Here is a 1473-nt window from a genome sequence, read left to right on the forward strand (position 1 = left end):
GGCTCTATACTAAACAGGACTGATATAAAAATCAGTCCTGTTTTTTGGTACAAAAAAAGCGCAAAAATCTCTATAATTTAAATATCTGACCAAATAAATTAAGGAGAGATTATGCGCCTATGAATTATTTTATATCAAAAACACTTGGAATTGAAGACCCTAATGTTATTTTCGACAATAAGCTGGAAGAAATTGAATACAAAGAACAAAGATATAAGTACTATTATGCAAAAGTTACATATACACCTGATTGTTGTGTGAACTGCGGTGTATTAAATACAAACTATACTATTGTAAAAAATGGTTTTAAAAGTTCTAGGATAACCATTCCGAAAATATCAGAAATGAACGCATTTTTAATACTTAAAAAGCAAAGATTCTATTGTAAGCATTGTTGTTCTTACTTTACCGCTCAAACTAACATCGTTGATGTTGATTGCCATATTTCTAATAATTCACGTTTAACAATTGTAGATAAGGCAACCTCTATACGTTCTCAGAAATCAATAGCGAAGTCTTGTGGTGTATCTAATTCAACAGTTTCACGTATTATTAATCATACTGCACAATCCATCAAACACATGCCGTTTGGCTCATTACCGAAGCATATACTAATGGATGAATTTAAAAGTGTTAAACAAGTAGACAGTGCCATGAGTTTTATTTTTTGTGATGCGACATCGCATAAAATTATAGATATTGTAAGAGATAGAAAGCTATACTCACTAAAAAATTATTTTTTCCGTTTCCCTCTAAAAGAAAGAAACAAAGTGTTAACCGTTACGATTGATATGTATGAACCATATATTTCCTTGATTAAAGAAGTATTTCCTAATGCTCAAATTATTATTGATAGATTTCATATTGTTCAAGCACTTAATCGTGCGCTTAACATGTCTAGAGTCAGTCTGATGAACACGTTTAGAATTAATAATAAACCTTTATATAATAAATACAAACGTTATTGGAAATTACTTCTAACCCCATTTGAAGATCTTAATGCGATTTCTTATCGTAAATTAAAATTATTCAAGTCCTGGCAAACACACAAAGGCGTTGTTGAGTATTTACTAAGTTTCGATGAAAAGTTCCAATATAGTTATGGAGCGGTTAATAAATTAAGATATAGTTTAAAACATAATAATTCAATAGATTTTATGAGTACCCTTGATGAAATAGATGCCAACAAAGTATGTCTCAAATTAAAAATAGTCTTGAAAACTTTAAAAAAATATCAATCATTTATTAATAACACACTAATATACCCTAATATAACCAATGGTCCAATAGAAGGTATCAATAATAAAATTAAACTGATTAAAAGAATATCGTTTGGATATAGAAATTATAATAATTTGCGTAATCGTGCCTTACTAACTTCACGACTTTATGCTTCTACAATCAAAAAAGAGATTAAGCAACCTACGGTTGCCTAATCTCAAAAATTGTATCAGTCCTCTTTGACAAAGAGCC

At 29.4% G+C, this 1473-nt stretch carries 1 protein-coding gene; it reads left to right on the forward strand.

Features of this window, described 5'->3' with window-relative positions; all coding sequences use genetic code 11:
* Positions 1-119 precede the first annotated feature (119 nt).
* Positions 120-1436, forward strand: a complete 1317-nt coding sequence (locus KA894_RS14485) for an ISL3 family transposase (RefSeq protein ID WP_207606658.1) — start codon at positions 120-122, stop codon at positions 1434-1436.
* The last annotated feature ends 37 nt before the right edge of the window (positions 1437-1473 follow it).

This window comes from Staphylococcus sp. GDY8P131P, assembly GCF_017891975.1.
GTDB classification, from domain to species: domain Bacteria; phylum Bacillota; class Bacilli; order Staphylococcales; family Staphylococcaceae; genus Staphylococcus; species Staphylococcus nepalensis.